Below are 24,975 nucleotides of genomic sequence, written 5' to 3'. Positions count from 1 at the left end.
ATGGCATTACTCGACTTTTTTCTCTCGCGGAAAAAGAACACGGCCAACATTGCGAAAGAGCGCCTGCAAATTATCGTCGCGGAGCGCCGCCGCGGCGACGCTGAACCGCACTATCTTCCGCAGCTGCGCAAAGACATTCTCGAAGTGATTTGCAAGTATGTGCAAATCGACCCGGAAATGGTCAGCGTACAGCTGGAGCAGAGGGACGGTGATATTTCGATTCTGGAGCTGAACGTGACCCTGCCGGAAACTGAAGAGTCGAAGTCCTGAGCCTGAAGGTATAAAAAAACCGGCAACGCTGCGCGAAGCCGGTTTTTCACTATGCCGTTCGGCGCTAGCGCGGGTAGTCGCTCAATAGCGCATTCAGGCGATCGGCCATCAATTCTCCGCGCCAGCCGGAAACCAGTTCAGGCTGCCCGTTGCCGTTTTTAAGCCCCCAGTGCCAGTTCAGCAGCTGGTTAATCTGTCTTCTTGAGGCCAGCAGCTCCGCGCTGACGCCCTTCTCGGCGCTCACGGTCTGCACAAGCGCTTTGATATCCTTAAACAGCTTGCGATAGCCCGGCATGTCGATCAGGTTCTGCAGCGGCTCTGGCAGCGCCTCTTCCGGCAGCGCCTGCGCTTTCTCGACGAGGCCAATCAGCGTCTTGCCGTGGAAACGAATTTCGCTGCCCGAAAGTCCGAGGCTGTCAAGCTCCCCGAGGCTGGTGGGCATATAGCGCGCCACGTTCCACAAATGCTCTTCCCGAATCACAAAGTTGACGGCCAGGTCGCGCTCGCGCGCTTTGCGCAGACGCCACTCCGCCAGCAGCTGCAGGCAGCCCAGCTGACGAGTACGCAGCTGCCAGGCATTACCGATATCGCGCCACGCCTCTGCGGGATCCTGAATCTCCTGACGCCGCTGCTGCATCAGCTGACATTCATCCAGGGCGGCGGAGAGCCAGCCTGCGCTGTCTGTTTCAGCCATCAGCTTTCCGGCAATCGGCAGCAGGTACCAGACGTCGGCCGCGGCATAAATGCACTGGCGTTCGGTCAGCGGGCGCGCCAGCCAGTCGGTGCGGGACTCGCTCTTGTCCAGCGCCACGCCGGTAAACTCTTCCACCATCGACGCAAAGCCCCACGACATCGGGCGGCCGCAAAAAGCGGCGAGAATTTGCGTGTCGATCAGCGGCTGCGGCATCAAATGAAAAGCATTGAGGAATACTTCCAGATCTTCACTGCCGGCGTGCAGAAATTTGGTCACATCTTTATTCAGCAGCAGTTCACGCATCGGTTCCCAGTCGGTGATGACCAGCGGGTCAATCAGCGAAACCTGGCTGCCGTCGAACAGCTGGAGCAGACCGAGCTGCGGGTAGTAGGTACGAGTACGGACAAATTCCGTATCCAGCGCGATGGCGGAAACCGCGCTTGCCGCGTCGCAGACGGCGCGAAGGCCATCGTTGGTGGTGATCATCTGATAGTTCAAATCATACTCTCTTAACTTGCGCCCATAAAAAACGCCGGCTTAGCCGGCGTCTGGCGATTCACTCTTAGCTCAGGCTTTATTGTCTACTTTAGCACGGGCTTCGTCACGCAGTTCTCGACGTAAAATTTTCCCGACGTTGGATTTCGGCAGCTCATCGCGAAACTCCACCAGCTTCGGCACCTTGTAGCCGGTTAGCTGGCGACGGCAGAAAGCGATCAGCATCTCTTCCGTCAGCGCCGGATCTTTCTTGACCACGAAAATCTTCACCGCTTCACCGCTGCTGCCGGACGGCACGCCGACCGCGGCCACTTCCTGAACCCCGGCGTGCTGCATCACCACATCTTCGATTTCATTCGGATAGACGTTGAAGCCCGAGACAAGAATCATATCTTTTTTGCGATCGACGATACGCAGGAAGCCCTCTTCATCCATCACCGCGATATCGCCGGTATGCAGCCAGCCGTCCTTGATAATTTCAGCGGTCGCGTCCGGACGCTGCCAGTAGCCCAGCATCACCTGCGGCCCTTTCACGCACAGCTCCCCCGGTTCTCCCGGCGCGACTTCATTATCGTCATCATCCACCAGCTTCGCTTCGGTGGAGGGCACCGGCAGGCCGATACTGCCACTGTGATAGTCGATATCGTGCGGATTGACACTCACCAGCGGCGCGCACTCCGTCAGGCCATAGCCTTCCAGCAGATATTGCCCGGTCAGCTTAACCCAGCGCTCCGCCACCACCTGCTGTACCGGCATTCCGCCGCCGGCGGAGAGATGCAGTGAAGAGAAATCGAGCTGCTGAAACTCTTTGTTATTGAGCAGCGCGTTAAACAGGGTGTTGACCCCGGTCATCGCGGTGAAGGGATATTTCGCCAGCTCTTTGACCAGGCCTGGAATATCGCGCGGATTGGTGATCAGCAGGTTCTGCCCGCCCAGCTCTATAAACAGCAGACAGTTCATGGTCAGGGCAAAAATGTGGTACAGCGGTAGCGCGGTAACAACCAGCTCTTTACCGCGGTGCAGCAGCGGCCCGTAGGTGCCGTTGACCTGCTCAAGGTTCGCCAGCATATTACGATGGGTCAGCATCGCCCCCTTCGCCACGCCGGTGGTCCCGCCGGTGTACTGGAGAAAAGCGAGATCCTGAGAGACGATTTCCGGCTTAATGTACTGCATACGGTAGCCGTGCTGCAGCGCGCTGCGAAACGAGATGGCGTCCGGCAGATGATATTTTGGCACCAGCCGTTTGATGTACTTCACCACAAAGTTAACCAGCGTCCCTTTCGCCGTGGAAAGCTGATCGCCCATGCGGGTTAAGATCACGTGCTTGACCTGGGTTTTATCAACCACCTTTTCAAGGGTATGGGCGAAGTTGGAAACGATCACAATGGCGGCGGCGCCGCTGTCGTTGAGCTGGTGCTCCAGTTCGCGCGGGGTGTAAAGCGGATTAACGTTTACCACGATCATGCCGGCGCGCAGAATACCAAACAGCGCCACCGGATACTGCAGCAGGTTAGGCATCATCAGGGCGACGCGGTCGCCTTTTTGCAGGCCTAGCCCTTCCTGTAGATAAGCGGCGAACGCCCGACTGCGCTCCTCCAGCTTACGGTAGGTCATCACCTCGCCCATATTGATAAAGGCCGGCTGATCGGCATAGCGGCGGACGGCGTGTTCAAACAGTTCAACCAGGGATTGATAGCGGTCAGGGTTTATCTCCGCAGGAACGTCCGCGGGATAACGGTTTAGCCAAACCTTTTTCACTGCATCACCTCTGAAATAGTTATTCGTCGTCATCACAGCCCCTGATAAACAAACATTTTGTTAACATTATATTAACTCAGCGTACCAGTTTATTAATTAGCCGTTGTACAGGTTGCGAAGCGCGTCACTATTTATTTTTCTTATTTGACTGAAAACGAAGAAACAGCGGACCAGCCGCTGTTTCTTTTTGCTTACAAAGACTACAAAATCATTCGGTTACAACGTTTCTGACTTCGGCAGGACCGGGGTTGTACCAGCCCCAGCCGCCGTACCCGTAGCCCCACGGACGCGGGCCGAACATCCACGGGTCCATCATCGGCTGCGGCGGCATGACCACCTGCTGGACTACGTTCCAGCGTTTGTAGCCGGTGGCGTTCATCAGCATGAATTTATACGGCGTATTGCCCACTTTACCGTCGACGACGCCGACGATCGGGCCAACCACGGTAACCAGCTGTCCGCGAAAATCCACCGGGTCGATAAAGCCGTTCACGTCGGCAAAAATACGCCCGCGCGACGCTTCGCCCAGCTCCGGACGCGCGGCGTCGTCAAGCTGAACGGTGGCTATTTCCAGGCGGGTTTTACCCTGCTGATTCTGCACGCTGACGACCTTACCGCCAAAACGCGCCTCCTGGCCGACATACAGCTGCGGCGCGTTCATCACGCGGACTAAATCCTGCTGCGGCGTCGGGGTGGTGCCCTTAATGGCATCCGGCACCGAAGCGCACCCGCTCAGCGCAGCAACGACTGCTGCCGCGACTAACCTACGCACTACCCTTTTTTGACCCGCCATGACGCGACTCCTTCCTTCTTCTCAGACATATAGTTACTGAGATTCACTCGCGGCCAGGAAGTTTCTTCCACGCCACTTCATTACGTAAATAAACTGGCTCAGCGTGTTCGACGGCCACGGTTTTTCCCGCCGTAAACAGGTGGCAGGCCAGCGGCAGCATATCCTGCGCTTCAGGCAGCTGAATGTCGCCATCGACGAGCGTTAAACCGCAGTCGCGAGCCATATCCGGCCACGCCTGCCAGCCGGTGCCCACGGTGGCCCACTCGCCTTCCAGCCGCTGAAGCCGCTCGCGAACCGCTTCCGGCTTCAGCACCGCCTCGCTCTCTTCGCCGTGCCAGACGCCCTGCTCATCGCGCTGATATTCCGCCCAGTAGACTTCGCCCATCCTGGCGTCGATGGCCGCCAGCACGCGGGTGGCGCCGTTTTTCCGCCACGCGCCCTGCGCCATGGTTGCCAGCGTAGATACGCCGATCATCGGCAGCCCGGCCCCCAGCGCCAGCCCCTGCGCGATACCGATGCCGATACGCACGCCGGTGAAGCTCCCCGGCCCGCGGCCAAAGGCCAGCGCATCAAGCTCGGTCAATAGCGTTCCGCTTTCATTGAGGACATCCTGCACCAGGGGCAGGATACGTTGGGTATGTTCACGGGGGCAGATTTCAAAATGAGCACTGAGGGTGCCATCATTCCACAGCGCCGCGGAGCAGGCCTCCGTGGCGGTATCGATAGCTAAAATTCGCATGGGTTGTCGCGCTCTCGCTCTAGCAGATTGACAAAATGGCGCGCAGCTTACCACATTTTGCGCCGGATTACCTCGCCGGCGGCACCGCAAGAAAACGCACCGCCCGGCGGATATCGCGCGTGCGCGGCGCAGGCGGAAGGCTAGCGAGGAAGACCGCGCCGTAGGGACGCATCACCAGACGGTTGTCGCAGATAACCAGTACCCCGCGATCGTCGATGTCGCGAATCAGGCGCCCCACCCCCTGTTTAAGGGTAATCACCGCGTCCGGTAGCTGGACCTCGTCAAAAGGATCGCCGCCGCGCAGGCGACAATCTTCCATCCGCGCTTTGAGTAGCGGATCGTCCGGCGAGGTGAACGGCAGTTTGTCGATAATCACCAGCGAAAGCGCATCGCCGCGCACGTCCACCCCTTCCCAGAAGCTGCTGGTCGCCACCAGCAGCGCATTCCCGGCGCTGACGAACTGCTGCAAAAGCTGACCTTTGCTGGTTTCTCCCTGCAGGAGCACCGGCAGCGTCATGGTGGCGCGGAACTGTTCCGCCAGATCGCGCATCATGGCGTGCGAGGTGCAGAGCATAAAGCAGCGCCCGTCGTTGGCCTCAATCAGCGGTTTGAGCATCGCCGCCAGATGGCGCGCCGCGCCGGGCTGGTTCGGCAAAGGTAAATTGCGGGGTACGCACAGCAGCGCCTGATGGGCATAATCAAAGGGGCTGGGCAGCAGCAGCGTTTGCGCTTCGCCAATCCCCAGGCGATCGGTAAAGTGGTGCAAATCGTCATTGACCGAGAGCGTCGCCGAGGTAAAAATCCAGCTCCCCGATTTTTGCGCCATCACCTCTTTAAACTTATCCGCTACCGTCAGCGGAGTCAGCGCCAGAGTAAAATTACGCGAAGTGCACTCATACCAGTAGCTAAAGCCGGGCTGGTTGGTCTCTTTGAGCCGCTTCAGGCGGCCGCGGTAGACGGTGGCCCGCTCAAAGGCGGCGTCGAGCAGCGCCGAGCGCCCCAGCGACAGCTTTGCCACGTCGTAACAGAGTTCGAGCGCATCATCAAGCAGCAGCAGCGCGCGCTGAATGTTGTTATCCGCCAGCAGCTCGCGCAGGTTGCCGCGATAGCCGGGTTCCCCCAGCTGCAGGCGAAAATCCTGCGCGCTCTGGGCCAGTCGGTCGGCGCACTTCTGCAGCTGCTGGGTGTCTTTGAGTTCGGTGCGATAAGCAATGGTGATATCTTTCGCCAGGTCCAGCAGCTGGCGGCTGGAGAGCGACTGGCCGAAGTACTGGCTGGCGATATCCGGTAGCTGATGCGCTTCGTCGAAGATCATCACTTCCGCTTCGGGAATCAGTTCGGCAAAGCCGCTCTCTTTGACCACCATATCGGCGAGGAACAGATGGTGGTTGACGACGACCACGTCAGCATCCATCGCCTTTTTCCGCGCCTTCACCACAAAACAGTCTTTATATAACGGGCAGTCGCTGCCGAGGCAGTTATCGTTGGTACTGGTGACCAGCGGCCAGGCCTGGGAATCTTCGGCCACGCTAACGCAGGTGCTGATATCGCCATCGACGGTCTGGTTAGACCACGAACGCAGCAGAATGACATCGCTGAGGGTTTGCACCGGCAGGTCGCCGCCGGCGAGCGCCTGCTGTTCCAGCCGCTCCAGGCACAGGTAGTTCGAACGCCCTTTCAGCAGGGCCAGCTTACCGGTGTACTTCAGCGCTTTAGCGACAGTGGGTAAATCCCGACTGTAGAGCTGATCCTGTAGCGCTTTCGAGCCGGTGGAGATAATGACTTTCTTATTGGCGCGGAGCGCAGGCGCCAGGTAGGCGTAGGTTTTCCCGGTCCCGGTCCCCGCCTCAACCACCAGCGGACGGGTTTCTTCAATCGCGCTGGCGACGGCGAAAGCCATCTGACGCTGCGGCTCGCGTGGTTTAAATCCCGCAATCGCGCTGGCCAGCTGGCCGTCTGCTGCAAAATCGTCGATCACATTACCCCCTGGTTATTTGGACAGTGATTATGTCAGGGTGGAGTCGTTTTCGCCAGTGCGGGTAGTGACGCAGGTGAAACATTATGGCAGTCTTGCCGCAGCTTAATGAACCGGAACAAAGAGGAAATAAACATGACCATTACGCGTATTGATGCCGAAGCCCGCTGGTCTGATGTGGTGATTCACAACCAGACGCTGTACTACACCGGCGTGCCGTCCAACCTTGATGCCGATGCCTGCGCGCAAACCGCCGATACCCTGGCGCAGATTGACGCCGTGCTGGAGAAACAGGGCAGCAGCAAGTCGCGTATTCTTGATGCGACGATTTTTCTTGCCGACGGCGCAGACTTTGCGGCGATGAACCAGGCCTGGGATGCGTGGGTCGTCGCCGGTCATGCCCCGGTGCGCTGTACGGTGCAGGCGAAGCTGATGAATCCGAAGTACAAAGTCGAGATTAAAATCATCGCCGCCGTGTAAGACAGCCGTGGCCCCGTAGCCCGGGCACGCGCAGCGCCGCCCGGGAAGAAGCCGCGCCAAAGCCGTTATCCGGCGCATTCCCCGGATAGCGGCGTAAACGCCTTATCCGGCTACATAGCAGCCAGGCAGATCGGGCACAGCGCCGTCGGGAGGCAAGAAGCATTGTTCTATCAGCCCGGACACCACATCAGCTGTTCCTTCAGCTGCAGCGTCTCCTGCGGCACACATTTCAGCGCTTCACGATAGCTGGCAGATTGTTTTGCATAGCCCCGCACAGACTGCAGCAGCACGCGCAGCGCGCTATCCCACACGATTCCCTGCAGGTCGCTGTAGGGCCAGAGATCCGGTTCCCGGATAAACGGCACCAGGTAATCAATCCCCTGCTTCACGCCTCGCCCATCGCGGATGGCGTTCCAGCGATCGAACTCAACGTGTTCAGCGTAGCGGTTGAGCAGCAGATGCGCCTCCAGGTTAAACAGCGAGTAGTGGAACGGAATGGTACGTTCCAGCTCCATCGTCTGCCTGCCGTCCTGGTCAATCTGCGCCGCCATCCGCTGGGTGATCCCCTGCTCGATGATCCGCGCCGCCAGCCCTTTATCGCCATAAAATAGCGCGTTAACCGTCCGCTGAGCGTCGTACCAGGTGCCGTGGTTGTTGTGCCAGACGTACTCAGAGTGGCCGATGTCGCTGTAGTACATCCAGTGGTTAAAGTCGCGGAACCACTGGTGCAGGCCGATGATATCGTCGGTATCAAGCACGCTCGCCGCGTTAATCAAACCGATGGTGTCCACCACCATCCACATTAAGCGGGTATCGATAAGCCCGGTACCGCGACCGGAAACAATCCCCGGGATCGCCTGGCCATAGTTCAGATGCGGGTTCATCCGCGTTTCCGCATCAAGGAACCAGCAGCGGATCTGCGCAGCCGCCGCCTGCGCGTACTGGCGCTGACCGGTGAAGTACCACGCCAGCCCGAGGGTCAGGCACCGTTCGCACATGCGGATAATGCGCGAGGTATCCGTGTCGTTGTTCTCACACTGCGGATTAATATGCCCGTCGCGGCGAATATAGGGCAGCCCGTTGGGCCGCCGCGGGTTTGGCCACCAGTAGGTCCCCAGGCTGTAGTAATCGTGCGCGTCGCCGCTCGCCGGGCGCAGCTTTTTATGTACCACGCTTTCCGGCGCTTCCCGACGCAGGATATCCGCCTCCGATACCAGCTTGCTTAGCGCCAGCTGCAGCGGCGAGAAGGGCTGCTTCAGGCCCGCCCGGGCGTTTTCCAGGCAGGTTTCGTCAAGGGTGTACAGCTTCATCGCCACCTTAATTTCCCTCCCGGCAGGCTATGCGCTGGCCGCTTTGCGCATCGAACAGGTGCACGCCGGCGAGCTTAGGCTGCAGCCAGATCTTATCGCCCTCTTTTACGGCCAGACGCTGTTTGAACACCGATGTAAACGCCCCGCCGCCGGTATCGCAGAAGAGCTGCATATCCGAGCCGGTGTTCTCCACCGCCGTCACCTTCGCCGCCAGCGCATCGTCCCGCGCTTCATGAACCACGTTGACCTGTTCGGGGCGAATGGCGTACACCACCTGCTGGCCGTCGGTGACCCGTAAACCGGCGGGCAAAGCCAACAGGGAGCCATCTTTCAGACGCAGGCTGGTGGCGCTACCGTTCAAGACCACGACGCCCGGCAGCTGGTTAATCTCCGGCGAGCCGATAAACCCGGCGACAAACAGATTCGCCGGCCGGTCGTACAGTTCCAGCGGGGTCCCCGCCTGCTCTATTCGCCCGTCGCGCAGCACCACAATCATCTGCCCCATAGTCATAGCTTCAATCTGATCGTGGGTGACGTATACCGAGGTGGTTTTCAGCCGACGATGCAGTTCGCGGATCTCACCGCGTACCTGGGTTCGCAGCTTGGCGTCAAGGTTGGAGAGCGGTTCATCGAACAAGAACACCTGCGGCTTACGCACGATCGCCCGCCCCATCGCCACGCGCTGGCGCTGGCCGCCGGAGAGATCTTTGGGCAGGCGCTCCAGCAGCGGCTCCAGCCCCAGTAGCGCCGCCGCTTCATTCACCTTCTGGCTGATTTCCGCTTTCGGCAGCTTAGCCATCTTCAGGGCAAAGCCCATATTTTCACGCACCGTCATCTGGGGGTAGAGCGCATAGCTCTGGAATACCATCGCAATGTCGCGCAGCTTCGGCTCCACCTCGGTAACGTTACGCTCGTTGATATGCACTTCGCCGCCGGAGATCTCCTCCAGCCCGGCAATCATGCGCAGCAGCGTGGATTTGCCGCAGCCGCTGGGCCCGACGAGAACGCAGAACTCGCCGTCCGGAATCGTCAGCGACACATCTTTAATGACGTGGGCATCCCCGTATGATTTGCGCACGCTATTTAATACAACCGATCCCATCGTTAACCCCTTATCCTTTGACCGCGCCGGACATAATCCCGCGATTGAAATGTTTTTGCAGACCCAGATAGACGATGATGCTGGGCAGCATCGCCAGCAGCGTAATGGCGATAAAAATGTTCGGCGTGATGCTCTCATCGGTACGCAGCGTGCCGAGGATCACCGGAATGGTATTCAGGCTGTCCTGGTTGACCACAATCAGCGGCAGCAGGTACTGGTCCCAAATCATAATAAAGCCGAAGGTCACCACCGTGCCGAGCGCCGGTTTTACCAGCGGCAGAATGACGTGGAAGAAAATCTGCCATTCGTTGGCGCCGTCAATCCGCGCCGCCTCCTCCAGCTCTTTCGGTATCGCTGACATAAATTCGGTCAGGACAAAGATGGAGAACGCCCAGCCGACGACCGGTAAAATCATTCCGAGATAGCTGTTGTAGAGCGAGGCGTCGATCAGCGGCAGCCGCCAGTTGATAATCATGTACAGCGGAATGGCGATGACCTCTTCCGGCAGCATCATGGTGGACAAAATCACCAGGCTCACCAGCGCTACGCCGCGAAACTTCTTCCGCGCCAGGGCGTACGCCGCCAGCGCGCTGACCGACACCTGCAGAACGGTGCCGAAGAACACCACCAGAATGGAGTTCAGCAGATACTGCCAGACGCCGATATCCATCCACGCGAAGATGAAGTTTTCCAACGAGAACTGATGCGGCCAGGCCAGCAGCTCGCCCGGCTTCACAGGCGCGCCGCTGAATGCCGTGGCGACGATGCCCCAGAACGGCCCGACAAAGACAATCAGCAGCAGCGCGTAGATGCACCAGCGCCCTGCTGTATCCCAACGTTTGCTTAACATCGCGGCTCCTTAGTAACGGGCGATACGTTTTTTCAGCGTCAAATGACAGATGGTTAAGATTACGGTGAAGGTAAACAGCAGGAACGACACCGCCGAAGCGTAGCCATAGTCAAACTGCTCAAAGCCCAGCTTGTAGATGTGGGTCATGACCATTTCCGTGGCGTTAGAAGGTCCCCCGCCGGTGGTGGCGTACACCTCGGCAAACACGCGGAAACCGCGAATGAAGGAGAGCATCAATACCACCGAGAGCGCCGGGATCATGCCGGGCAGCGTGACGTAGCGCAGGCGGTTCCACCAACTGGCGCCGTCGACGTTCGCCGCATCGTATAAATCGCGGCTGATTCCCGCCAGGCCGGCAATAAAGATCACCATGTTGTAGGGCACCGCTTTCCAGATATGCAGCAGCATGATGACGCCCAGCGCCTGATCGGAGCTGGCAAGAAAGCCCTGGTCGGCGACGCCAAACCAGCTGAGGATGTGGTTAACCACGCCGTTGGGCGTCGGGTTAAACAAAATGCGCCACATTTCGGCGACAATCGCCGCGCTGGTAACCGCCGGTAAAAAGATGGCGGTTCGAATAAAGCGCAGATGGCGCGCCGGGCCTTCCAGCAGCATGGCGAGGAAAAACGCCAGGATAGCCGCGGCGAACATCGTTACCACCACGTAAAGCAGGGTATTCACCACCGCCGCGTGCAGCTCTGCGTCGGCAAAAGCGCGGGTGAAGTTATCGAGCCCCACCCACTCGTTGGGCTGATTAAAGTTAACCTTGTAAAAGCTCATCACCAGACCCTGAATCATCGGGATAAACTTAAACCAGCTAAAAATAATCAGCGCAGGCGCTAAAAACAGCCACGGGATCAGCGCCCGCTTACGCTTTGCGCTCAGCCATCCGGTCGAGTCAGGCGAAGCGGCCTGCTTTATCGGCGAGGACTTCGTCTCATGCAGCGTCATAACCTATGTCCTCAGTTAGCCAGCACATTTTGTTTTTTCAGCTCAGCGTTCACCTTGCCGTCGAGCGTCCTCAGCTCGCCGGGAATATCGCTGCCGCAGTCGGCAAAAATCCGGTTAAAACCGTCGGCGGCCACCTGACGCACCGGCGTCCAGTTGGGAATTTGCGGCACGTAGCGTCCCTGTTCATTGTAAAGTCTGGCGAAAGTTTCCCAGCGCGCGTCCTGATACACGGCTTTGACGTCGACGTTCTTATTCACCGGCAGACGCACTACCGGAATATGCTGGCTGCCTTTACCCATGCCGATCTCCTGGCCTTCCGCAGAGATCATAAATTCGATAAATTTTCGCGCGGCCTCTTTCTGTATGCTGCTCTTCATCATAAAGACCGTGGTGCCCTCGGCGAGGGTGGCTTCGCCTTTCGGCCCCGCCACCGGGATCACTTCGAAGTTGTCTTTACCGGGGTCTTTATCGAACAGCGCGATATGGTACGGCCCGCTGAAGAACATGCCGCTTTGCCCGGAGCGGAAGGAGGGAATAACGTCGGCGGTGGTGGCGTTAATCGCGCCCGGCTGGGTGACTTTGTCGCACATCATGGTGCGCATAAAGGTCATCGCCTGAGCCACTTCCGGCGTATTGAGCGAAGCGCTGAATTTTCCGTTCTCTTCTTTAACGAAATCACCACCCGCCTGCCAGATAAAGCTGCTCATAAACCAGCTGGCGTAGCCGCGCGTCGTGGAAGCGGGAACGATAAAGCCGTAGGTATCATTTTTGCCGTTACCATCGGGATCCTGAGTGGTGAAGGCTTTCGCCAGCGTCTGGATATCATCCCAGCTCTTAGGCTGCGGCAGCCCCAGTTTTTCACGCCAGTCTTTACGCACGAAGAGCGCGAAAGTTTGCGCCGAGGTCGGCACGCCGTAGTACTTACCGTCGATATAGCGGGTACTCTTCCATGCCGTCTGGAATAGCTGGTCGCCGCCCGCGATCGTCTGCGGGTCAATTTCTTCGGCAATACCCAGCTGGATGAACTGCCCCAGCGACGCCGCATCGTTAAAAATCAAATCGGGTAAGGCGTTGCCCGCCGTGGCGCGCGCCAGCCGCTGTTCAAAGTCGGTGGTGGCGTTGAAATACGCGATTTTGATACCGGTTTTTTCTTCAAATTTTTCCGCCTCCTGTTTGTAGATATTCTTCGAGTCATTGCTGGCGCGGATCCAGACGTTGAGAGTGGTGGTGGCGTAACTTTGACTAACGCCGAGCCCGAGTGCGGTGAGAAGTAACAGTGAACGTAATTTACAGGCAGACATGATGGCATATCCTTTATTGTAGGGCACAAAGGTAATTAAATTCTCAATTAATACACGAAAAAGAATTTGAATATCGCTCAGGCGTTAATACAGCTGGCGCAAGAATTATTTCCATTCATTAGATAGAAATGTATTTCCCAATACAACCGTATAAAAAAGAAATTGCGTTTCAAAAACAAGAAAATTGAGACAGATCACACACGGAAGTGACAAAAAAAGTGACAAAAAATAAATAATCATAAAAATCAATTGATTATAATTTTACTGATTTTGTTAAAAGATTCAAAAAACAGAGAAAAACGGCAAAAAACGTGATGTACGCTGCATTAAAAGCGTCATTATTTATCCAAAACGTTAAACTTGAAGGACATCACAAAAAAAATCACTTTGTCTTTTACACTGCTCGCCATCGAATATTTAAATATATTGTTTTTAATTACACCGCCTGTTTCACGCGTTCTTTAAATACGCGTCAGGTATAATTCTGTTGTTATCTTTTCTCATATTTGCAGAAGGGTTATCACGATGAACTCAATACCCCGCCGAGGTTTGTTAGGCATTGCGCTGTTTTGTTCCGGCTTGAGCGCCGCCTCGTATGCCGCCGAGCCATATACGCTAGACGGAAAGGATTTAGCCTTTAGCCGGCAGCAGATCGCCGCGAAAGATCCGCTATTTGTTCAGGCGCAAGCGGCGCTGCTAAAAAAAGCCGATCTGGCGCTCAATCATCCGCTGTTCTCGGTGATGGATAAAACGCTGGTCGCCGCCAGCGGCAATAAGCACGACTACTACAGCTTTCCGCCTTACTGGTGGCCGAATCCCGATACCAAAGACGGGCTTCCTTATATTCGCAAAGATGGGCAAACCAACCCTGACGCCAATAGCGACGCCACCGATAAGAACCGGCTGGTGAAGATGAGTAACGACGTGTCAACGCTGGCGCTGGCGTGGTACTTCTCTCACGACGAACGCTACGCGCAAAAGGCGGCGGCGCAGTTAAAGACCTGGTTCCTCGATCCCAAAACGCGCATGACCCCCAACCTGCAGCATGCCCAGGCCATTCCCGGCATCAATACCGGACGCGGTATCGGCATTATTGATAGCCGCGCGCTGGTTGACGTCGTTGACGCCATCGCCCTGCTGCAATCCTCCGATGCGCTGAGCGAAAACGACGTTAGCGCATTGAAGCAGTGGTTTGGTGACTATTATCACTGGATGACCACCAGCCAGAACGGCTTTGAAGAAGAGAACTGGCATAACAATCACGGCAGCTATTTCGATATGCAGGCCGCCGCCTTCGCCCTGTTCAGTGGGAAAACCGACGAGGCGAAAAAGCGCCTGTACATCACCCAGCTGCGGCGTATTGCGGGACAATTTGATATTGAAGGCCGCCAGATGGCCGAACTGGAGCGCACGCGCCCGTGGCACTACAGCAATTTTAACCTTGAAGCCTACAACCGCCTGGGAAGGCTCGGCGAGAAGGCGGGCGTCGATATCTGGAACTTCACCCTCGACGACCATAGCCTGCGCAAAGGCTATCAATACATCGCCGGGTTTATTAACAGCGATACGCCGTGGCCCTGGAAGGACCTGGATAAAATGGATGACAAGAAAGCGCTGCGCAATATCGCCACCGCCGCGCACGCCTGGCCGGAAGATCCGCTGTTCCGTGACAAAGCGCAGTGGCTGCGGGCGAAATACCCCGACGATATCACTACGCTCATCGCCCCGCTTTCCGCATCGTCAGAGGTCAGGGATAACCGCTAATGAAACAATTCTCCGGGCTCTGGCCCGACATTGTCGGACGTGCAGCCGCGAATAGCGGACTGCTTGAACGGCTGGTGAAGGATGCTCAGCCGGTATTAGATGCAGCGGTTCGCATTCCGCAGTCAGGGATCGCCAGCTGGAATCTCTACTACTTTTGTCCGCGCCACGGCGTGCGCCTGGCGTGGCGGGCGGATACGCCCCACCAGCATGCCTGCCCGGTCGATGGGGAAATATTTAGCGGTGAACCGTGGGATGGCGCATGGTGGCGCGAGATGAATGGCCGTAACGCCAGCGCCTGTCAGCAGCTTGGCCTGTTATGGCGGCTGACCGGCGAAACGGCGTATCGCGATAAAGTTCGCACGCTGCTGATGGGCTACGCGGATGTCTATCCCGGCTATGAGATCCACGGCGATATTCCCAACAACGGACCGGGCAAGATGAACGCCCAGACGCTGTGCGAAGCCAACTGCATTCTGGAAATGGCGCTGGGTTATGACTTCATTCGCGACAGCCTGGCGCCCGGCGAGCAGCGGCACATCAGTGAAAACCTGCTGCGCTGCGCTGCAGCGTTTTTGCGCGACCATCGTAGCCCGCAGATCCACAACCATGAGGTTAAAATCAGCGCGGCGCTTGGCGTACTGGGTTTCATCCTCGAAGAGGAGACGCTGCTGGAGTTTGCCGTGAACCAGCCGTACGGCCTGCGCTGGCAGCTGGAAAATGGCCTGCTGGCGGAGGGGCTATGGTTTGAAGGCTCCGTTCACTATCACTACTACGCGCTGCAGGGCTTTCTGGCGTTTGAGAAGCTGGCGCGCGGCACCCGCTGGAGCCTGCTGGACGGCCCGTGGTATCAGGCGATGCTGACGTTCCCGCTGTCGCTGCTGCTGCCGGACGGCACCTTCCCGCGGCTTAATGACTGCCTCGCCGGGCAGGAGAAGCTCAACCATCGGGATCTTTACGAGTTCGCCTGGTTTATCTGGCGTGACCCGCAGTACGCCGCGGTGCTGCAGTTTACCGAAACGACGCCCGACGAGCGTGAAACCTTACTGTGGCGCGAACCCCCCCTGCCGGAAACGCCCCTGCCGCTGATCCCGCAGCAGTCGCTGTTTGCGCCCGGCGCCGGCCTGACGTTATGGCGGCGACCGCAGCAGGCGCTGCTGATTAAGCACAGCCCCTGGGGCGGCGAGCACGACCATTACGACAGGCTGGGGCTGATGCTCTGGCATCGCGACGGCTGGCTGCTCACGGATATGGGCACCACCGGCTACGGTGCGAAAATGCACTATGACTATTACAAAAACAGCGCCACCCACAATACGCTTTCGGTCAATCAGACCAACCAGCCTCCGGCCAATCCGCAGGTGCTAGGCTGGCATATGGATAGCGACTCTCTGTGGCTGGATAGCGAGGTTGACTGGGGGAAGCCGCCGCCGGAGCTCAACAGCCATAGCCGGGTCGAGTGGGACGCGGCGGCCTGGCGAGGCGTACGCTTTCGCCGTCGCCTGCTGTGGCTTGAAGAGGTACTGATCGATCTCTCTACCGTGGAAAATCCGCATCGCCAGCAGCTTGACTGGACCCTGCACCTGGCGGCGCGGGCGCTGGACCAGAGCGGTACGCCGCAGCCTTTTTCGCTCAGCGGACCGCTGCGGCACATGGCCAATGCCACCATGACCCCGCTGAACGGCTGCCAGCCGCGCCACTTTGCGCGCGACAAAGACACCGTTGCGCTCTGGCTTTCCGGCGATGGTGAACTCTGGCAAGGGCTGGCGCCCGATAACCCGGCGATTCGCGATCTCAGCTATCTGGTGATGCGCAATCACCTGCCGCAGGCACGTTTCGTCTGCCTGTGGGATTTCGCTAACCGCGCGCCGCTGACGGAGGTGAATGTGCATCATACGCCAGCCGGTACGCACATTACCTTCTGGCGCGGCGATCGCGTAACGCACGTGACGCTGTACGACGATCCCGGGAAACGACCTGATGCGATCCTTCCGCTCCCGGAAAGCGGCATATGATCGCAACGGGGGATTTATTCGTCTTCATCCTCAAAGCGCGCCACAATCCGATCCCCGGTATGCGAGGCGCGCAGTTCATCCGCCACTAAAGCAATCGCCTGGCCGCTGCTCATGCCCTGCGACATCAGCTCCTGAATTCGTTCCACTGCTTTTTGCTGCTGCTCGTGGCTCAGCGAAGGTAAACCTGCAAACATGACTGACTCCTGCTACATTGTGGGGCGTAATTATTTCACGCCGTCCGCGCGTATACCAGCGGACGGTAACGATCAGGATTGAAGAAGACGATGTTGTCCCCCGCAATGATTTCCCTGCCCTGGCGCCCGGATGCCGCTGAATACTATTTTAGCCCGTTAAGTTCCCAGCCCTGGGCGATGCTGCTGCATTCCGGTTTTGCCGAACATGCGCATAACCGTTTTGACATCATTGTCGCCCAGCCGCGCGCCACGCTGGTGACTCACGGTCAACTAACCACCCTACGCGAAGGGGAAACCGTCTCAACCTCCGCCGCCGATCCGCTTACGCTGGTGCATCAGCAGCTGGCGCACTGTAACCTGCAGCCGCAGCCTCATCCGCATCTGCCGTTTCTCGGCGGCGCGCTGGGACTGTTCGGCTACGATTTGGGTCGTCGTTTTGAACATCTGCCGGCGCGGGCCGACGCGGATATCGAACTGCCGGATATGGCGGTAGGTATTTATGACTGGGCGTTAATCGTCGATCATCAGCGCCGGGAGGTATCGTTATTCAGCTATGACGATCCGCAGGCGCGCCTGGCGTGGCTGGAAGCACAGACTGCGCCTGTCGCTGCAACCTTTACCCTGACCTCAGCGTGGCGCGCTAATATGAGCCGCGAAGAGTATGGCGAGAAGTTCCGCCAGATTCAGGCTTATCTGCACAGCGGCGACTGCTATCAGGTCAACCTGGCGCAGCGGTTTACGGCGAGCTATCGCGGGGATGAGTGGCAGGCCTTCCGTCAGCTTAACCGCGCCAATCGCGCGCCGTTCAGCGCCTTTATTCGCCTGGATGAAGGGGCCGTATTAAGCCTGTCGCCCGAGCGTTTTATTCAGCTCCGGCAAGGCGAAATTCAGACCCGGCCCATTAAGGGGACATTACCCAGGCTGACCGACCCTGAGCAGGACGCGCTGCAGGCGCAAAAGCTGGCGAACTCGCCAAAAGACCGCGCCGAAAATCTGATGATCGTCGATTTAATGCGTAACGATATTGGCCGGGTTGCGGTACCCGGTAGCGTTCGCGTTCCTGAGCTGTTTGTGGTGGAACCCTTCCCCGCCGTGCATCATCTGGTGAGCACCGTCACCGCCAGGCTGCCCGCTCATCTGCACGCCGCCGACCTGCTGCGCGCGGCCTTTCCCGGCGGCTCAATCACCGGCGCGCCGAAGGTCAGAGCGATGGAGATCATCGATGAACTGGAACCGCAGCGGCGCAACGCGTGGTGCGGCAGCATCGGCTATCTCAGCTTCTGCGGCAACATGGATACCAGTATCACTATCCGTACGCTGACGGCCTGGCAGGGACACCTCTACTGCTCCGCCGGCGGCGGAATTGTGGCCGATAGCGAACAGGCAGCGGAATATCAGGAAACTTTTGATAAAGTTAATCGTATCCTGCATCAACTGGAGAGCTAGAACATGGCGGACAGCGCCCTCGAACTTGACGATTTCCTCTCGCGTTTTCAGCTTCTGCGTCCGCAGCCCACGCGCCACGCGCTCAACCAGCGCCAGGCCGCGGTGCTGGTACCGATAGTTCGCCGCCCGCAGCCGGGGCTGCTGCTGACCCAGCGTTCGCCGCTGATGCGCAAGCATGCGGGTCAGGTGGCCTTCCCCGGCGGCGCGGTAGATAACAGCGATGCAACGCTAATCGCCGCCGCGCTGCGTGAAGCGCAGGAAGAGGTGGCGATCCCGCCGGAGTCGGTTGAGGTGATTGGCGTTCTGCCGCCGGTCGATAGCGTGACCGGCTTTCAGGTTACTCCGGTGGTAGGGATTATCCCACCCAATTTGCACTATCACGCCAGCCAGGATGAAGTGGCCGCGGTCTTCGAAATGCCGCTGGCCGAAGCGCTGCGCCTGGGGCGCTACCATCCGCTGGATATCCATCGCCGCGGCAATTCGCATCGCGTCTGGCTCTCCTGGTACCAGCATTATTTTGTCTGGGGAATGACCGCCGGCATTATTCGCGAGCTGGCGCTACAGATAGGCGCCCGTCCTTAGCTATCCTCAAACTGAGACGGCGTTCTCAGCATTAGTAAATCCGCGGTTATCTATTAGTTTAATTCATGTGAATAGATAAGCCGATGACCCGGTTCCCTCTTACACTATGCGCAGTGATTACATCGTTGTCGCACCCGCGACAACCCTGTCAGGAGTGTTAGCGTGATTAGTATATTCGACATGTTCAAGGTGGGGATCGGCCCCTCATCTTCCCATACTGTAGGGCCGATGAAGGCCGGTAAACAGTTCGTCGATGACCTGGTCGAAAAGGGATTGCTTAATGAAGTGACGCGCGTGGCGGTTGACGTCTACGGCTCACTGTCATTAACCGGCAAAGGCCACCATACGGATATCGCCATTATTATGGGACTGGCGGGCAATCAGCCCGATACGGTCGATATTGACGCGATACCGGCATTTATCCGCGACGTTGAAACGCGCGGTCGCCTGCTGCTGGCCCAGGGGCAGCATGAGGTCGATTTCCCGCAGAATGACGGCATGCGTTTTCGCAGCGACAACCTGCCGCTGCATGAAAACGGCATGACCATTCATGCCTGGGCTGGCGAGAAAGAAATCTACAGCAAAACCTATTACTCCATCGGCGGCGGTTTTATCGTCGATGAAGAGCATTTCGGCAAAGAGAGCGCCAGCGAACTCGCCGTACCCTATCCGTTTAAATCCGCTCAGGAAATGCTGGGCTACTGTAAAGAGACCGGCATGTCGCTCTCCGGCATGGTGATGCAGAATGAGCTGGCGCTGCACAGCAAAAAAGAGATTGAAGACTATTTTGCCAATATCTGGCAGACCATGCGCGCCTGTATCGATCGCGGAATGAATACCGAAGGCGTTCTGCCCGGCCCGCTGCGCGTGCCTCGTCGCGCCTCGGCGCTGCGGCGGATGCTGGTTGCCAGCGATAAACTCTCCCACGATCCGATGAACGTGGTGGACTGGGTCAACATGTTCGCGCTGGCGGTCAACGAAGAAAACGCCGCCGGTGGCCGCGTGGTGACGGCACCGACGAACGGCGCCTGCGGCATCGTACCGGCGGTGCTGGCTTACTACGACCACTTTATCGAGTCCGTCAGCCCGGATATCTATATTCGTTACTTCCTGGCGTCAGGGGCTATCGGCACGCTGTATAAAATGAACGCGTCCATTTCCGGCGCGGAGGTGGGCTGTCAGGGCGAAGTGGGCGTGGCCTGCTCGATGGCCGCTGCGGGCCTGGCGGAAATCCTTGGCGCCAGCCCCGAGCAGGTCTGCGTGGCGGCGGAAATCGGCATGGAGCACAACCTCGGCCTCACCTGCGACCCGGTGGCCGGCCAGGTACAGGTGCCGTGCATCGAACGTAACGCCATTGCCTCCGTCAAAGCGATCAACGCCAGCCGGATGGCCATGCGCCGCACCAGCGAGCCGCGCGTCTCGCTCGATAAAGTCATTGAGACCATGTACGAGACCGGTAAAGACATGAACGCCAAATACCGGGAAACCTCGCGCGGCGGCCTGGCGATTAAAGTTCAGTGCGACTAATCCGTGTCCTACAGAATGCGCCCCCGGGCGCATTCTTCTTTTTCCACGCTATATTATTATCTGCGCCCACTACACTTGCTCTATAACGGCTGTTACTCTCATTAACACTTTTAGCCGACAGGGCGTCGCGCATGCAGACTGCACAAAAAGTTATCACAACCTACCGCAGGAAACGTATCCTGGTTTGCTTGCTGGTCGCGCTACTGACCCTGACGACAACATTAGTGATACGATTTATTTCGCAGCGTAGCTTAAATCAGCAGCGCGTCCAGCTCAGCACCAATAAAATGGTGGCCGCAATGGATAATATTCTGCGGCCCCTGGCGGCCCAGCACGCCACGCTGCTGCAACTTGTGAACCAGCCCTGTCAGGACGTCCACCTCACGTTACGTAAGCTGGCAGCATCGCTGCAAACGGTACGTTCCATCGCGCTGGTCCAGTCTGACCTGCTCTATTGCTCGAGTATTTTTGGCCAACGAAATATTCCGGTTCACCAGTTACAGCCGGCGCTCCCCGCCAACCACGCCCTGCTTACCTTCAGCTACGACGCATCGCTGCTTAAAGGGACGCCGGTACTTATCCAGTGGTATCCCGCTTCGCTTAGCGGCGCCGACGGCGTGCTGCTGGTGATCAATATCGAGCTGCTGGGCGAGTTAATTTTTAACGCAAAATCGCCATTAATTACCGGAATTGGCCTCAGCGTTGGCGATAAAAGCTTTATTAGCGGTTCCGGGCTGATTAAACAGGAATCCTTGCCTGGCGAGCAAATCATCTACCGCCAGTCGTCGACGCAGTTTCCCTTCACCATTAACGTCAGCGGGCCGGGCGCCTCAGCGGTCGCCCTCAATGAGCTACCGGGCGAACTGCCGCTGGCGCTGATAATCAGCCTGTTAATGACCGGCATCGCCTGGCTGGCGACCGCGGGAAGAATGAGCTTTTCCCGGGAAATTAATCTCGGTATTGCCGCCCACGAGTTCACGCTTTGGTGCCAGCCCCTGCAGGACCTGCGCACCCGTCAGTGCTGCGGCGTGGAAATACTGCTGCGGTGGAATAATCCACGCAGAGGCGCTATCTCGCCGGAGGTGTTTATCCCCATAGCCGAAGGCTATAATCTGATCGTTCCCCTCACCCGCTATGTCATCTCCCAGACGGCCCACAAATTAGCCCTTTTTCCGCAGGACAAACATTTTCACATCAGCATCAACGTCGCCGCCCGCCATTTCGCCAACGGCGAACTGCTGCGCGATCTGCATCACTACTGGTTCAGCGCCCATCCGGTACAGCAGCTGGTGGTTGAGCTCACCGAACGCGACGTACTCCAGGATGGCGATCACCATATGGCCGAACATCTCCATTTTAAGGGAGTAAAGCTGGCCATCGACGATTTCGGCACCGGCAACAGCTCCCTTTCCTGGCTGGAAAAGCTGCGTCCTGACGTATTGAAGATCGATAAATCCTTCACCAGCGCAATTGGAATTGATAGCGTCAACGCAACGGTGACCGACATGATCATTGCTCTCGCCCACCGGCTGAAGATTGTGACGGTCGCGGAAGGGGTAGAGACCCGGGATCAGGAAGAGTATCTGCGCGGCAACGGCGTCGATTTATTGCAGGGATTTTACTACGCCCGGCCGATGCCGGTAGAGGACTTTCCGCAGTGGCTGGCGGCGGAAAAGCATCGGGAGCTGAACGCTTAAAAATGCCCGGCGGCCCGAGGGCCGACGGGCATCAACCGTTACTCTTCTTCGTCGTTATACTGTCGCAGCTTGACGACCCGTACCAGATCGACGCGATAGTCGTTGGCTTCAACAATCGTGAACTGCAAAGGTGACAGTTCAAGCACGTCGCCCGGACGCGGAATATGGCCGTTGACGGCAATCACCAGGCCGGCAACCGTGGCAATATCTTCGTCCTCATCGACCAGATCGTCTACCCCCAACGCCTGCTGCAACGCATGCACGTCGGTTGAACCTTTCACCAGCCAGCCGTCGCCGTCGATGACAATTTCCGGCGTTTCGTCAGCGTCCGGGAACTCGCCGGCAATCGCCTCCAGTACGTCCAGCGGCGTAACCAGCCCCTGTACGACGCCAAACTCGTTAGTCACGATGACAAAGCTACCGCGGGCGCGGCGCAGCACGCCCAGCAGATTGATCGGGTCCAAAGTTTCCGGGACCACAATCGCCGGCGAGGCGGAAGCCAGAGCGGCAACGTTGTCACCCGCTTCCAGCGCCACCAGCATCTCTTTCGCCCGCACGATACCGATGATTTCATCCAGCTCGCCGCGGCAGACCGGGAACAGGCTGTGCGGTGAAGAGAGCAGCTGACGGCGAATTTCCTCTTCGCTTTGCTCGGCGTTTACCCAGCTAATTTCCCCGCGCGGGGTCATAATGCTGCGCAACGAACGCTGGGCCAGGGTCAGCACGCCGTTAATCATGTAGCGCTCTTCTTCCGCAAACGCGCCTTCGGGGATCGGCACGACCGACGCGCTATCGCTATCATGCGCCGCGGTGCTTTGCTTACGCCCGCCCATCAGACGGAGGATCGCATCGGCAGTGCGCGCGCGCAGAGGCAGGGTCGATTGATGACGAATAAAGTTACGGCGCGCAATCTGGTTAAAGAACTCGATGGTTATCGAGAAGCCAATCGCGGCGTACAGGTAACCTTTCGGTATATGGAAACCAAAACCTTCAGCCACCAGGCTCAGGCCGATCATCAGCAGGAAGCTCAGACAGAGCACTACCACCGTCGGATGCTGGTTGACAAAATTAGTCAACGGCTTCGAAGCCAGCAGCATCACCGCCATCGCGATCACCACCGCCGCCATCATCACCGGCAGGTGGTTAACCATCCCGACCGCGGTAATCACGGCGTCCAGCGAGAACACGGCATCCAGCACCACGATTTGTAGTACCACCACCCAGAAGCTGGCATAGCCTTTACCATGACCGGAGTCATGCTGGCGGTTCTCCAGCCGTTCATGCAGTTCGGTGGTCGCCTTAAACAGCAGGAATATCCCCCCGAGCAGCATGATCAGGTCGCGTCCTGAAAACGAGAAATCGGCAACGCTGAAAAGCGGTTTCGTCAGGGTCACCATCCACGAAATAACCGACAGCAGACCCAGGCGCATAAACAGCGCCAGCGAGAGGCCGATCAGGCGCGCCTTGTCCCGCTGCTTTGGCGGCAGCTTGTCGGCAAGGATGGCGATAAACACCAGGTTGTCGATACCCAGTACGATTTCAAGGACGACAAGCGTCAGCAAACCGGCCCAAATAGAGGGATCCATTAAGAATTCCATGAGCAGCTCCAGTTAACGGCAGGCGTAGTCATCGCTGTGTCATGCACAGACGAGACACTTGTTGCTGGTGAAAAGACGTAGCAGGTGGCGGCGGCAAACGCGTGCCGGAAGGTGAAAAGACGTCGGTGACGGTCCATATAGCGGGCTATGCCCTATACTCCTGAGTAATTAAACGGAACGTAAACATAGCAAAATATAGAGCATAATTGGAAAAAATTTACCTGTCTTTGCAATAGCTAAGAGTATTTTTTGCGCTGCAAAATAATTACCAACAGATGCATAATTAGCGGAGCTTCATCACATTAATTATTTTTTCACTGTCTAAAATAATTCGCTGTAGTAATTACTTTATATCTTACACCCTTACTGAATCGATTTTGTTCGCAAGAGTGATTCAGGATGTATCAGAACAGATGATGCATTCACGATTATAAAGGAGGTAGCAAGTGACGATTGCTATTGTAATAGGCACACATGGTTGGGCTGCAGAACAGCTGTTAAAAACGGCAGAAATGCTGCTGGGCGAACAGGAAAACGTTGGCTGGATTGATTTCGTCCCTGGCGAAAACGCGGAAACGTTAATCGAAAAGTACAACGCTCAGCTGGCAAAGCTGGATACAGCAAAAGGCGTGTTATTTCTCGTCGATACATGGGGAGGCAGCCCGTTTAACGCGGCCAGCCGCATTGTCGTCGATAAAGAACATTATGAAGTCATCGCGGGCGTTAATATTCCGATGCTGGTCGAAACGCTGATGGCGCGTGACGACAACCCGTCGTTCGATGAGCTGGTTGCCCTGGCGGTAGAAACCGGTCGCGAAGGCGTTAAGGCGCTGAAAGCGAAGCCGGTGGAAAAGGCCGCCCCTGCTCCGGTTCAGGCGGCTGCCCCGAAAGCGGCTGCGCCATTGAAGCCAATGGGTCCAAACGACTACATGGTTATCGGGCTTGCGCGTATCGATGACCGTTTAATCCACGGCCAGGTCGCCACTCGCTGGACTAAAGAAACCAACGTTTCCCGCATTATCGTCGTCAGCGACGAAGTTGCGGCGGATACCGTACGTAAAACGCTGCTGACTCAGGTTGCTCCTCCGGGCGTTACCGCCCACGTTGTAGACGTCGCGAAAATGATCCGCGTCTATAACAACCCTAAATACGCAGGCGAGCGCATTATGCTGCTGTTCACTAACCCAACGGACGTTGAACGCGTGGTTGAAGGCGGTGTGAAAATCACCAGCGTCAACATCGGCGGCATGGCTTTCCGCCAGGGTAAAACGCAGGTGAACAACGCCATTTCGGTCGATGAGAAAGATATCGAAGCGTTCAAAAAGCTGAATGCCCGCGGTATCGAACTGGAGGCCCGCAAAGTTTCCACCGACCAGAAACTGAAAATGATGGATCTGATCGCCAAGGTGAAATAAGTCACCCCGCGGATCGCAACGC

The 24,975-nt window shown here is 57.5% G+C and carries 21 protein-coding genes; 9 read left to right on the top strand and 12 right to left on the bottom strand.

Translation table 11 applies throughout. The features are described 5' to 3' along the window. Nucleotides 1-270, top strand: coding sequence for a cell division topological specificity factor MinE (gene minE, locus F8562_RS17945; RefSeq protein WP_002910902.1), 270 nt, complete (start codon nucleotides 1-3; stop codon nucleotides 268-270). A 64-nt stretch (nucleotides 271-334) separates the two neighbouring features. Here the strand turns inward: minE and rnd are convergent, their stop codons facing one another. The 5 genes from rnd to F8562_RS17920 form a co-directional block, all read right to left on the bottom strand. After that, complete coding sequence (gene rnd, locus F8562_RS17940; RefSeq protein ID WP_004852003.1) at nucleotides 335-1,450, bottom strand: ribonuclease D; 1,116 nt, start codon at nucleotides 1,448-1,450, stop codon at nucleotides 335-337. 81 nt (nucleotides 1,451-1,531) lie between these two features. After that, nucleotides 1,532-3,217 carry a long-chain-fatty-acid--CoA ligase FadD gene (gene fadD, locus F8562_RS17935; RefSeq protein ID WP_014229806.1) on the bottom strand — a complete coding sequence of 562 codons (1,686 nt, stop codon included), beginning with the start codon at nucleotides 3,215-3,217 and terminating at the stop codon, nucleotides 1,532-1,534. A gap of 208 nt (nucleotides 3,218-3,425) precedes the next feature. After that, a complete protein-coding gene (locus tag F8562_RS17930) occupies nucleotides 3,426-4,010 on the bottom strand; it encodes a Slp family lipoprotein (RefSeq protein WP_042934114.1) in 585 nt (194 codons plus the stop codon). A 43-nt stretch (nucleotides 4,011-4,053) separates the two neighbouring features. Then, nucleotides 4,054-4,749, bottom strand: coding sequence for a tRNA (adenosine(37)-N6)-threonylcarbamoyltransferase complex dimerization subunit type 1 TsaB (gene tsaB / locus F8562_RS17925; protein ID WP_004852009.1), 696 nt, complete (start codon nucleotides 4,747-4,749; stop codon nucleotides 4,054-4,056). A 67-nt stretch (nucleotides 4,750-4,816) separates the two neighbouring features. Beyond that, a complete protein-coding gene (locus F8562_RS17920) occupies nucleotides 4,817-6,727 on the bottom strand; it encodes an ATP-dependent DNA helicase (protein WP_014229807.1) in 1,911 nt (636 codons plus the stop codon). A gap of 132 nt (nucleotides 6,728-6,859) precedes the next feature. Between F8562_RS17920 and F8562_RS17915 the strand changes: the two genes are divergently transcribed. Beyond that, nucleotides 6,860-7,204 carry a RidA family protein gene (locus F8562_RS17915; protein WP_004113724.1) on the top strand — a complete coding sequence of 115 codons (345 nt, stop codon included), beginning with the start codon at nucleotides 6,860-6,862 and terminating at the stop codon, nucleotides 7,202-7,204. Between the two features lie 170 nt (nucleotides 7,205-7,374). Here the strand turns inward: F8562_RS17915 and F8562_RS17910 are convergent, their stop codons facing one another. Genes F8562_RS17910 through F8562_RS17890 form a run of 5 tightly spaced genes read right to left on the bottom strand, consistent with a single transcriptional unit; the run spans nucleotide 7,375 to nucleotide 12,718 of the window. Continuing rightward, a complete protein-coding gene (locus F8562_RS17910) occupies nucleotides 7,375-8,514 on the bottom strand; it encodes an alginate lyase family protein (RefSeq protein WP_014229808.1) in 1,140 nt (379 codons plus the stop codon). A gap of 7 nt (nucleotides 8,515-8,521) precedes the next feature. Continuing rightward, complete coding sequence (locus F8562_RS17905) at nucleotides 8,522-9,616, bottom strand: ABC transporter ATP-binding protein (RefSeq protein WP_014229809.1); 1,095 nt, start codon at nucleotides 9,614-9,616, stop codon at nucleotides 8,522-8,524. Nucleotides 9,617-9,626: 10 nt separating this feature from the next. Beyond that, nucleotides 9,627-10,466 (bottom strand): carbohydrate ABC transporter permease, encoded by an 840-nt coding sequence (locus tag F8562_RS17900; RefSeq protein WP_009651976.1) that lies wholly within the window; start codon nucleotides 10,464-10,466, stop codon nucleotides 9,627-9,629. 9 nt (nucleotides 10,467-10,475) lie between these two features. Beyond that, nucleotides 10,476-11,417 carry a carbohydrate ABC transporter permease gene (locus tag F8562_RS17895; protein ID WP_004852022.1) on the bottom strand — a complete coding sequence of 314 codons (942 nt, stop codon included), beginning with the start codon at nucleotides 11,415-11,417 and terminating at the stop codon, nucleotides 10,476-10,478. Nucleotides 11,418-11,428: 11 nt separating this feature from the next. Beyond that, nucleotides 11,429-12,718 carry an ABC transporter substrate-binding protein gene (locus F8562_RS17890; RefSeq protein ID WP_014838804.1) on the bottom strand — a complete coding sequence of 430 codons (1,290 nt, stop codon included), beginning with the start codon at nucleotides 12,716-12,718 and terminating at the stop codon, nucleotides 11,429-11,431. A gap of 525 nt (nucleotides 12,719-13,243) precedes the next feature. Here F8562_RS17890 and F8562_RS17885 point away from each other — a divergent pair. Together F8562_RS17885 and F8562_RS17880 are read left to right on the top strand one after the other, a co-directional pair. Then, entirely contained in the window at nucleotides 13,244-14,482 is a 1,239-nt protein-coding gene (locus F8562_RS17885; RefSeq protein WP_032721098.1) for an alginate lyase family protein, read from the top strand. Beyond that, the gene (locus F8562_RS17880) at nucleotides 14,482-16,494 is read left to right on the top strand and encodes a heparinase II/III family protein (protein ID WP_014838806.1); all 2,013 of its coding nucleotides are present in this window, start codon (nucleotides 14,482-14,484) and stop codon (nucleotides 16,492-16,494) included. The genes F8562_RS17885 and F8562_RS17880 overlap by 1 nt, the downstream gene beginning before the upstream one ends. Before the next feature lie 14 nt (nucleotides 16,495-16,508). On the opposite strand, the gene F8562_RS17875 is transcribed toward F8562_RS17880, so the two are convergent. Next, nucleotides 16,509-16,688 (bottom strand): YoaH family protein, encoded by a 180-nt coding sequence (locus F8562_RS17875; protein ID WP_004103292.1) that lies wholly within the window; start codon nucleotides 16,686-16,688, stop codon nucleotides 16,509-16,511. 90 nt (nucleotides 16,689-16,778) lie between these two features. On the opposite strand from F8562_RS17875, the gene pabB reads away from it, so the two are divergent. The 4 genes from pabB to F8562_RS17855 all read left to right on the top strand — a co-directional run bounded on the left by pabB (nucleotide 16,779) and on the right by F8562_RS17855 (nucleotide 21,940). Beyond that, the gene (gene pabB / locus F8562_RS17870; RefSeq protein WP_014838807.1) at nucleotides 16,779-18,134 is read left to right on the top strand and encodes an aminodeoxychorismate synthase component 1; all 1,356 of its coding nucleotides are present in this window, start codon (nucleotides 16,779-16,781) and stop codon (nucleotides 18,132-18,134) included. Nucleotides 18,135-18,137: 3 nt separating this feature from the next. Further along, the gene (locus F8562_RS17865; RefSeq protein WP_004852034.1) at nucleotides 18,138-18,716 is read left to right on the top strand and encodes a CoA pyrophosphatase; all 579 of its coding nucleotides are present in this window, start codon (nucleotides 18,138-18,140) and stop codon (nucleotides 18,714-18,716) included. 162 nt (nucleotides 18,717-18,878) lie between these two features. Next, the gene (gene sdaA / locus F8562_RS17860; RefSeq protein WP_014229814.1) at nucleotides 18,879-20,243 is read left to right on the top strand and encodes an L-serine ammonia-lyase; all 1,365 of its coding nucleotides are present in this window, start codon (nucleotides 18,879-18,881) and stop codon (nucleotides 20,241-20,243) included. Nucleotides 20,244-20,374: 131 nt separating this feature from the next. After that, complete coding sequence (locus F8562_RS17855) at nucleotides 20,375-21,940, top strand: EAL domain-containing protein (RefSeq protein WP_014838808.1); 1,566 nt, start codon at nucleotides 20,375-20,377, stop codon at nucleotides 21,938-21,940. Nucleotides 21,941-21,978: 38 nt separating this feature from the next. On the opposite strand, the gene yoaE is transcribed toward F8562_RS17855, so the two are convergent. Continuing rightward, the gene (gene yoaE / locus F8562_RS17850; RefSeq protein ID WP_014838809.1) at nucleotides 21,979-23,538 is read right to left on the bottom strand and encodes a CNNM family cation transport protein YoaE; all 1,560 of its coding nucleotides are present in this window, start codon (nucleotides 23,536-23,538) and stop codon (nucleotides 21,979-21,981) included. Nucleotides 23,539-23,984: 446 nt separating this feature from the next. On the opposite strand from yoaE, the gene manX reads away from it, so the two are divergent. After that, nucleotides 23,985-24,953: a PTS mannose transporter subunit IIAB gene (gene manX / locus F8562_RS17845; protein WP_004103303.1), complete on the top strand. Its 969-nt coding sequence runs from the start codon at nucleotides 23,985-23,987 to the stop codon at nucleotides 24,951-24,953. The last annotated feature ends 22 nt before the right edge of the window (nucleotides 24,954-24,975 follow it).

The sequence above is a fragment of the Klebsiella sp. RCJ4 genome, from assembly GCF_009025755.1.
GTDB classification, from domain to species: Bacteria; Pseudomonadota; Gammaproteobacteria; order Enterobacterales; family Enterobacteriaceae; genus Klebsiella; species Klebsiella michiganensis.
The sequence above is the reverse complement of the archived record's forward strand: the minus strand, read 5'-3'. Positions and strand labels throughout refer to the sequence as shown.